Genomic DNA, 8,669 nt, shown 5'->3' on the forward strand with positions numbered 1-8,669 from the left:
CGCAAAGACACAGAGACGATTGCAAAATTATTTACTTAGTGTTGTACCAATTGTCTAAAATTAAGACAACAGACCCAAACCTGGAAACCCAGATTTAATCTGACTTTCAAAAATTACGAATTACGAATTACGAATTAATATGTCTCTTGCTCCTTGGCGAAGCGCGATCGCCCGTGCCCTCCATCGCAACCGCAGCCTTGTTTATGCCCGTTATCTGCAACTGGCAACAGTACGGGCAAACGGTCGTCCTGCTAATCGTACCCTAGTCTTTCGCGGCTTTCTTGAAGATACTAACCAGCTAAAATTTGTCACTGACGCCCGCAGCGACAAAGCTGACCAAATTCAACAGCAACCTTGGGCAGAAGTTTGCTGGTACTTCCCCAATACACGAGAACAGTTCCGCATTACTGGATGTTTAACCCTAATAGGTGACGATGATTCTCACCCTACCCGTATTACCAGTTGGCAGGAATTGAGTGATGCAGGGCGTTTACAGTTTGCTTGGCCCCATCCTGGTAAAGCAAGAGAAGAAAAAGCAGCCTTTGAACCACCACCGCCCGATCCCGCTCAGCCAGTACCTAATTTTTGCCTACTGCTACTCGAGCCAACCCAGGTAGATCATTTAGAATTGCGGGGCGAACCACAAAATCGATGGCTCTACTGCCGCGACAATCAGCAACAATGGTCTATCCAAGAAATTAATCCGTGATATGGTCAAAAGTCAAAAAGTCCAGAGTCCAGTGTCAATAGTCCAAGAATCTTTTACCCCTAACTCCTAACTAAATACCAGCACCATCTAGAAATTGCTGAATTGCCTTATCTCTAAGGTTACACAAGGGAGTATCTTGTGCGAACTCATCCTTGTTAGCAGCTAAATTACCCGACAAGACAGGAGTTTTTACAGGAGATTGAAGGCGCTGTAGAGTTTGTATTTGTTGTTCTAACGACTCAATGCGGTCAACTAAAGCGCGAATCACTTCGGCTTCCGAATCTGGTAAGTTGTTGTGGTCTAAGGGCCCAACTCGTACTCCAGAACGGTAGACAATACGACCGGGTACGCCCACTACAGTACAGTCAGTAGGCACATCCCTCAGTACAACTGACCCAGCACCAATGCGGACATTGTTACCGATTTGGATATTGCCCAACACCTTGGCTCCAGCTCCGACTACGACATTTTCGCCCATAGTTGGATGGCGCTTGCCGCTTTGTTTACCAGTTCCCCCAAGGGTAACACCTTGATAAATCAGAGCATAATCGCCGACGATCGCAGTTTCACCAATGACCACACCCATACCGTGGTCAATAAACACGCTATGTCCAATTGTTGCGCCTGGGTGGATTTCAATTCCAGTTAAAAACCGAGCTATGTGAGAAATCAGGCGGGGGATAAAGGGAAGACCAATATCATGGAGCCAGTGAGCTAGCCGATGGAACAATAGGGCTTGCAAACCGGGGTAACAAAACAAAACTTCCAACCAGTTACGGGCAGCTGGATCACGTTCAAAGATGATGCTAATGTCAGCACGCAGAGTAGATAGCACGAGATAGTACCCTCGGAAAGCAAAACGAGCTACTCTCCCATATTATCGTCCCAGGTGTTATCTCTAAAAGGTGGGCATGGGGCATGGGGGCATTGGAGATTGTATTTGGTAGGGATTAGTGGATTGAATATTGGGTTGAGGATTAAAAGAATTCTTTCCCAGTCCCTAGTCCCTAGTCTCCACTCCCCATCATGGCTGCTGCACTGTCAGAGTGTAGTTACGCTTGATTCCAGGATTAAATGTACCCACCCAAATTCGATAAGTGCCACTTTTCCAGTTGCTGTCGTCAATGCTGGCATCTTTATTTTTACCAGTGTCATCACCGCAATGAATCGTCGCTTTCTCTGGGCCTTGGATAAGTAAAGTTGTATCGTACCCGTTGCTGTTGACTAGAATTTTAAGACGGGAAAAGTCTTTTTCCAAAATCATGATGTGATCTGGGGTGGGATCAGCAAAGCCAATACAGGCGTTCTTATGCTGATCGCGGTTGCTAATAGCAGATAAGGAGTAAGAACCACTTGTATATCCTTCCACTATTCCTTTTGCTGCTTCAAAGCCTTGTGACAGACTGAATGTGCCGAAATTGGCTGTTTCTTCTGCTATTACGGGGGTGGCTGTTATGGCGGTAAGTATAGCCAACAACCAGCCACTAGGAAACTGAAGTCGGGGGCGACGGTACTTCATGGTAGCCCTCCAACAGGCTTTTATAGTTATTATATATACATATAATATTTATTAAAAACCGTATATTTCCAGTACATGTGGCACATTGAAATGTGGCACAATAAAGGTTTTGCTGGTTATAAAAATAAAAGTAGGGGAGCAGGGGGAGAAATAACCCACTGTCTTTTAACTCCTGTCTCCCCCTCCCTTACGAGTGATGTAGTTGGAAGAAGAGGCCGCCTTTGAGCGAATCCGTATCCGTACCGTAACTACTGACTGTGAGCGATCGCAAGTTGTCGAAAAATGGTTTGCCTAATACTTCTATTAGTTTAAGAATCGGTAATTGACGCTCTAATAGATTCTGGCTCTTTGACCAGTCAAGATAAATGTAACCTTGGTTTTGTTGGGGAATGACAGCAATACTATCTTGGAAATTAGGATTGTTAATTAAGGAATTGTCCTTGGCTGTGAGGATTTCATCCATCGTTTCTAAGTCAGAAGCGAAAATTTCATAATTTCCTAGAGTTGTATGTACTCCTTGCACTTTTGCCTCTATGCTCAATGATGGTCGCTCTTTAGCATCAGCTTGTTTAGTAGCAGTAATTAACTCTGTCCAAGCGGAGATTTTTTGTTTGCCTAGGGTGAGAGGACTAATATTGAGTCCGCGTGATGAGGCGATCGCATCCAAATGATCAACGCCTTGTTGTACACCTTCAGTCTTTTCCACCACCAAAATCCAATGGGAAGTTGTTTGTTGCGGTAACAATGCTATGGCGTATTCTCCTTGTACCCAGCTAAAAATATCTTCTGGTAAGTTTACGCCCCAGCGTTTTTGAACATCTGCTAGTTGTTTTACCAATGGAAAAGTGACATCTTCCTTTGAACCATATATAGTTGCTGTCGCTTGTTTCCAGAGTTTAGCTAGATCGCTGTTGCCCAAATTGCTCAAATTGGAGCCGGAAATTGCCAAACCTGCTGATGCGGGAATATACTGCAATGCTTCTACAGGTTTAGACAGTGGTGGGGATGGGGTGACGATTTCTGACGAAGTTAGAAAGGTAGTTTCTGCTAATAATCCTTTTGAATTAAAACCTAGAGAAATAATTTGGCTGTCATAGGTTTTTTCTGAAAGTTCTAAGCCTTGCCATTTTGCCACCATCGGAAGATTCAGAAAAGCTACAGCTAAACTGCCTTTGGGTACTTGTTTAGTAGCTTTTTGGTATTCAGGGGATCTAGTCAAATTCAAATCGGGAGCTTGGACGTTATTAATGGCTTCTCGCAGGACTTTAGGATTGTTGGCAAACAATACAAAGCCTTCGCCGACAACTGCACCAGTAAGTAAGTCCTGCTCTGGTTGAGAATTGTCATAAATCAGCTTCACCCCTTTGTATTGCTCAACAGCTAAAGTTGCTCCAGCTAACGCCCGTTTGGAAAACAACAACTCAACAAACTCGCGGCTTTTCTCTGGTTGCTTAGTTGCTAGTGCCATCAGATACCCTGGCTGCTGTCCATTTTCGGGATCGCGATCAATATCTAAGGTGGTGATAGCCAGTGTAATTTCGTCCCCTAGCCAGGGCTGAATGTCTTGTTTGTAATCTATGCGACTTTTTGCCAATAAACTAGTTTTGAGCTTAGATACACCTTCACGCTCTAACGCTTGTAAGCGTTCTGGATTAACCAGTAATGAAGCCGTAACAGGGGCAAGTTTCGATATAAATATGGCAGCGCTTGGTTGGGAGGTAGAGGCGATCAGGTTAACCGGATTTTTGGCGAAAAACCAGTAAAAGCCAGCGATTACAATCACTAGTAGCGCGATCGCACCAGCTACTAGGAAACCAAAGAATGAGCTTTGCCTATTCACATTAGACCTATAAGACACGAAGGTTTACAGCAATTTAACTAAAATGGCCAGAAGTCTTTTACTATTTCGATTGGGCGGCGGAATGAAAGACGCAAAGCTTGCCCGTAAATCAATACAGTTCACTTAAATTGTGAGGCAAGCAGACACACCCTCCTCAAAATGGATGCTCATGCTAGATTAAAGATTTTCTGTCACCATAAATAATATAGGATTGTTTACAAAAACCTCATGACAGGGAAATCTTTTGGTCAAATCAGTGTAGAGGAACTAGCACAACGTCTATCTGCCGCTGAGCCAGGTATTCAGCTAGTGGATGTGCGGGAACCACAAGAATTGGCGATCGCTAATATTGAAGGCTTTGTCAACCTACCCCTGAGTGAATTTGCCGAATGGGGCGATCAAGTGCCCACTCTCTTCAATCCCCATGCTGAAACCTTTGTGCTATGTCACCACGGCATTCGCTCTGCCCAGATGTGTCAGTGGTTAATTGCTCAAGGATTTACAAATGTTAAAAATGTTGCAGGTGGCATTGATTCCTACTCTATGTTGGTTGACTCTTCAGTTCCCCAGTATTAGCTTCTAATCTCCTAAACCATGCGTTACTCAGTTAAGATATGGATCTTAACTATTGTGAACACAGCGGTGTATAAATTTAGGAGCTTGTTAAAAGCTTGTGCCGAAAGTGGCAAGCTTTCGGCATTAAATAAATGCTCACAGATGCTTTTGACCTAAATACGATTAGCAATCGATAGATAAATACGTATCTAATACTACTTTTATCAATATGTGTTTATGCAAGGATACGGTTAAAATACAGATGAAAATCAGCAGTTTTTGCACTCAAAGTTAGGCTTTATTTAAAGCGCAATCTCAAAAAGCGCAAGACGTAAACTTTAAAGTTATTTATCACAATACAGTTAGGTAGTTTGCTATCTTAATTAATTATTAATAATTTCTTTATGTGGTCAAATCTACAAATTTTCTCAAAGTTTGATTTAAAGTTTGCCTTCAGCATTTGATTTAAAGTTTGCCTTCAGCGTTTGATTCAAAGTTTGCCTTCAGCAAAACATATCTTATGGAAGTCCAGTTAACAAATCGACAACAGCATATACTTTGGGCAACGGTACGTCACTATATCGCTACAGCAGAGCCTGTTGGTTCAAAAGCTTTGGTCGAGGAGTACGACCTGGGTGTTAGCTCAGCCACAATCCGCAATGTGATGGGCGTTTTAGAAAAGTCTGGGTTACTTTACCAACCACACGCCTCTGCCGGACGAGTACCTTCGGACTCTGGCTATCGCATTTATGTTGACCAGCTAATTACACCTTCTCTGCGTTCGCTCAGCGTGTCGCAGACAGACGCTACGCGTAGCTTGCTTCCACGTTCGCGCAGCGTCCCGCAGGGAAGTGGTACAGAAACTTTAGGGCGAGAGGTAGAGGTGGCATTGCAAAAGCCCCTCCAGTGGGAAGATTGGAGTTTAGAAACCCTACTGCAAGGAGCCGCGCAAATTTTAGCAACTTTGAGTGGTTGTATTAGCTTGATTACCATGCCGCAAACCAATACAGCGCTGTTGCGACATCTACAATTAGTGCAAATTGAAGCAGGACGGATCATGCTAATTGTGGTGACAGAAAGTTATGAAACGCATTCTAGGTTGATGGATTTGCCATCAGTACCAGAAGAAACACAACGCGATGCTGAGGTAGTTGACCGCGAATTACAGATTGTTTCTAACTTTTTGAATAGCCACTTGCGGGGGCGAAGCCTGTTGGAATTAGCTTACCTCGACTGGAGTCAATTAGATCGAGAGTTCCAACGCTATGGCGAATTTTTGAAAAATTCAGTTGCGGAATTAACCCGTAGAACTGTTGCACCTGCTGCTACACAAATTATGGTTCGGGGTGTGGCAGAAGTTTTGCGCCAGCCAGAATTTTCTCAATTACAGCAAGTGCAAACGATTATCCACCTGCTGGAAGAAGAACAAGACCAACTATGGCGATTAATATTTGAGGAGCCAGACGGGGAAGATGTGGGCAAACCACGGGTAACGGTTCGCATTGGCGCAGAAAATCCATTAGAACCAATACGCACCTGCACCTTGATTTCTTCCACCTATCGCCGAGGTTCAATACCAGTAGGAAGTGTGGGAGTTTTGGGGCCAACACGTCTTGATTATGAAAGTGCGATCGCTGTTGTGACTGCTGCTGCGGATTACCTATCAGAAGCTTTTGGTTATTTCAATCCTTAGAGATTGCTAGTATTTAGGCGATCGCCAGAAAATAAAACTATAGTACGCAGATAGCGCGATTTATTAACTGTAATTATGGTAAGAAAAATTGCCTTTGGGGCATTATGGCTAGGATTTGCTACCTATGCTTTTCTTCTGGCTCCTCCCACTCAACCCGGCACATTTGAGTTAATTAGAAATCTTTGTATTGGTCAGTGGCAGGGTCTTAACCCCCTAGTCATAGCACTATTTTACCTCATGGGCATTTGGCCCATAATCTACAGCATACTAGTGTTTATTGATGGCAGAGGACAAAAAATACCCGCTTGGCCATTTGCTACCGCCTCTTTTGCAGTTGGGATATTTGCGTTGTTACCCTACCTAACTCTAAGGGAACCAAATAAACAATTTGTTGGTAAAAAGAATGCCTTTATCAAGCTACTAGATTCCCGCGTGCTCGGTATTATCTTGACAGTAGCTACTGTTATTCTCGTCATATTTGGTTTGCAAGGAGGAGATTGGGGTAATTTTGTGCAACAATGGCAAACCAGCCGCTTCATTCATGTGATGAGCATAGATTTTTGTCTACTTTGCCTATTATTTCCGGTATTATTACGAGATGATATGGCGCGTCGCGGTTGGAAAAATCCGCAGCTTTTCTGGTTAATAGCATTACTTCCGCTATTTGGGCCATTGATTTATTTGTGCGTGCGTCCACCTTTACCAGAAGTGGGTACAGAGCTAAAATCCAGTCAGAAAGAACTAGTAACAAATTAATCTGAGTCACCTGAAATTTGCGCTGAGATAACCAATTGGTTATAACCAATTAGAATTAAGCTCAATAATAATTACTTAGACATTTTGTAAATTTCTGGTAGCTGCCACCAAGGAACATGGGGATATTCATGATGTTCTTGGTGATAACCAAAATGGTAGCATGTGATAAACGACCACCAAATTGGACGATCAATAGTTAGGGCATGATGAGGATGAATATAACCTCCTACTGGCTCGCTATGAGGTAGGAAAGTACCAAAATAAAATAACTGTAATGAACTTAAAAGTGAAGGAATTACCCAAAAGTAATTTAGATTATCACTGGGTATATGAAACACGTACTTAAAAACGTTATAAATAGTAGTCAAAGCTATAATTTGTCCCCAACTCCAGTAACTCTTCATAAAATGAAGGTACCAACTAAAGAAATTTTTCTGTTTGCCGTTATGGAAATCAGGGTCTATTTGACTAGCTGGATTATGATGATGTAACCAATGCTTTTTCAATAATTTTTTATATGGTAAAAGACCATAAATAGATAAGGTTAACGTCCCAATAATATGGTTGATTTTGGGGTTTTGAGAAAAAACTACGCCATGCATTGCATCATGCGATGTAATAAATAATCCTGTATATAGAAATGTTTGCCAAATAATGACTGGCAATAATATAAAAAAGTTTAACTTAGAGATATCAAGGGAAAGTAATAAAACCAGACTAACAGCCCATACACTAATAATGACAATAGCAATGAAAAGCCCCTTAAATGGAAATTTATTTTTTAGTATTGGGGTAAACTTTATTTGATGATTTTGTGGTTGCTCTAATTGGATCACGCTTTTACTCCGCCTAGTATTCAGGTAAAATTCCCAAAATATAGTCATGACAAAAAGTTATGGCCATCTAAAAAGTCTATTAGTGGTCAGTGTTTTGTACTAGACAGTGCCAAAAATTTAAAGTGTGTATAAATGTTAAGATACTTTAACTATTATTACACATATAATCACCAAACCAAAAACAGTTTTTGGTTAAGAGATTAGTGGTATACGTAAGGACACTGGTGGGACTGGTATCCGCAGCAACTAGTGTCCTCTCTTAATACTCAGTAAACAGCCGCAGTCTGCAACCAAGATCGTCAATTATGAGCCAGGAGTGTAGGAAATGAGGTGGAGTACGTCCCGCACTACGCTGTAACCGTTGAGATCCCAAAGTAGGTAAGCAAGAAAACCGATCATAGCCAAGCGACCGTTCCAAAGCTCGGCTTGAGGAGTAATACCAACATCACCGGCATTACGATCTTTGCCATTGTATGCAGTTTCAGTTTTATCGCTAGGATAACGTTCCATTGTTAACTTTCCTTAAGAATATAATTACACTGTTTATAATACTTAACCTACTTGTTTAGTGCTATCTGTCTGTAGTTCCAAAGTGCTAGCAACTCTAAAGGATGAGATTTTGAGGAGATTCAGGACATATAGTAATCCGATTTGATTCGTGAACTGATTCGTAGAGATGGGGCATGGGGAAGAAGTAATAAAGGTGTACTGAATTTTTTTCAAAAATCAAATATTAGTCCTATAGTTATACAACACAAGTT

The 8,669-nt window shown here is 42.0% G+C and carries 9 protein-coding genes; 4 read left to right on the forward strand and 5 right to left on the reverse strand.

What is annotated here, in order from left to right; genetic code table 11:
* Nucleotides 1–139: 139 nt before the first annotated feature.
* Nucleotides 140–709 carry an Npun_F5749 family FMN-dependent PPOX-type flavoprotein gene (locus IQ246_RS16335; protein WP_194004404.1) on the forward strand — a complete coding sequence of 190 codons (570 nt, stop codon included), beginning with the start codon at nucleotides 140–142 and terminating at the stop codon, nucleotides 707–709.
* A gap of 70 nt (nucleotides 710–779) precedes the next feature.
* Here the strand turns inward: IQ246_RS16335 and cysE are convergent, their stop codons facing one another.
* The 3 genes from cysE to IQ246_RS16350 form a co-directional block, all read right to left on the reverse strand.
* Nucleotides 780–1,544, reverse strand: a complete 765-nt coding sequence (cysE, locus tag IQ246_RS16340; RefSeq protein WP_194004405.1) for a serine O-acetyltransferase — start codon at nucleotides 1,542–1,544, stop codon at nucleotides 780–782.
* A gap of 189 nt (nucleotides 1,545–1,733) precedes the next feature.
* Complete coding sequence (locus IQ246_RS16345; protein WP_194004406.1) at nucleotides 1,734–2,228, reverse strand: hypothetical protein; 495 nt, start codon at nucleotides 2,226–2,228, stop codon at nucleotides 1,734–1,736.
* A gap of 187 nt (nucleotides 2,229–2,415) precedes the next feature.
* Entirely contained in the window at nucleotides 2,416–4,068 is a 1,653-nt protein-coding gene (locus IQ246_RS16350) for a DUF3352 domain-containing protein (RefSeq protein WP_194004407.1), read from the reverse strand.
* A 228-nt stretch (nucleotides 4,069–4,296) separates the two neighbouring features.
* Here IQ246_RS16350 and IQ246_RS16355 point away from each other — a divergent pair, with 228 nt between their 5' ends.
* From IQ246_RS16355 to IQ246_RS16365, 3 genes are all read left to right on the forward strand, one after another.
* Entirely contained in the window at nucleotides 4,297–4,644 is a 348-nt protein-coding gene (locus tag IQ246_RS16355; protein WP_194004408.1) for a rhodanese-like domain-containing protein, read from the forward strand.
* Between the two features lie 499 nt (nucleotides 4,645–5,143).
* The gene (locus IQ246_RS16360) at nucleotides 5,144–6,316 is read left to right on the forward strand and encodes a heat-inducible transcriptional repressor HrcA (RefSeq protein ID WP_194004409.1); all 1,173 of its coding nucleotides are present in this window, start codon (nucleotides 5,144–5,146) and stop codon (nucleotides 6,314–6,316) included.
* Between the two features lie 75 nt (nucleotides 6,317–6,391).
* Nucleotides 6,392–7,072 (forward strand): DUF2834 domain-containing protein, encoded by a 681-nt coding sequence (locus IQ246_RS16365; protein ID WP_194004410.1) that lies wholly within the window; start codon nucleotides 6,392–6,394, stop codon nucleotides 7,070–7,072.
* Nucleotides 7,073–7,143: 71 nt separating this feature from the next.
* On the opposite strand, the gene crtW is transcribed toward IQ246_RS16365, so the two are convergent.
* A complete protein-coding gene (gene crtW / locus IQ246_RS16370) occupies nucleotides 7,144–7,908 on the reverse strand; it encodes a beta-carotene ketolase CrtW (protein WP_194004411.1) in 765 nt (254 codons plus the stop codon).
* A 303-nt stretch (nucleotides 7,909–8,211) separates the two neighbouring features.
* Nucleotides 8,212–8,418 carry a chlorophyll a/b-binding protein gene (locus tag IQ246_RS16375; protein ID WP_194004412.1) on the reverse strand — a complete coding sequence of 69 codons (207 nt, stop codon included), beginning with the start codon at nucleotides 8,416–8,418 and terminating at the stop codon, nucleotides 8,212–8,214.
* Nucleotides 8,419–8,669: the final 251 nt, after the last annotated feature.

Source organism: aff. Roholtiella sp. LEGE 12411 (assembly GCF_015206995.1).
In the GTDB taxonomy this organism is placed as follows: domain Bacteria; phylum Cyanobacteriota; class Cyanobacteriia; order Cyanobacteriales; family Nostocaceae; genus Komarekiella.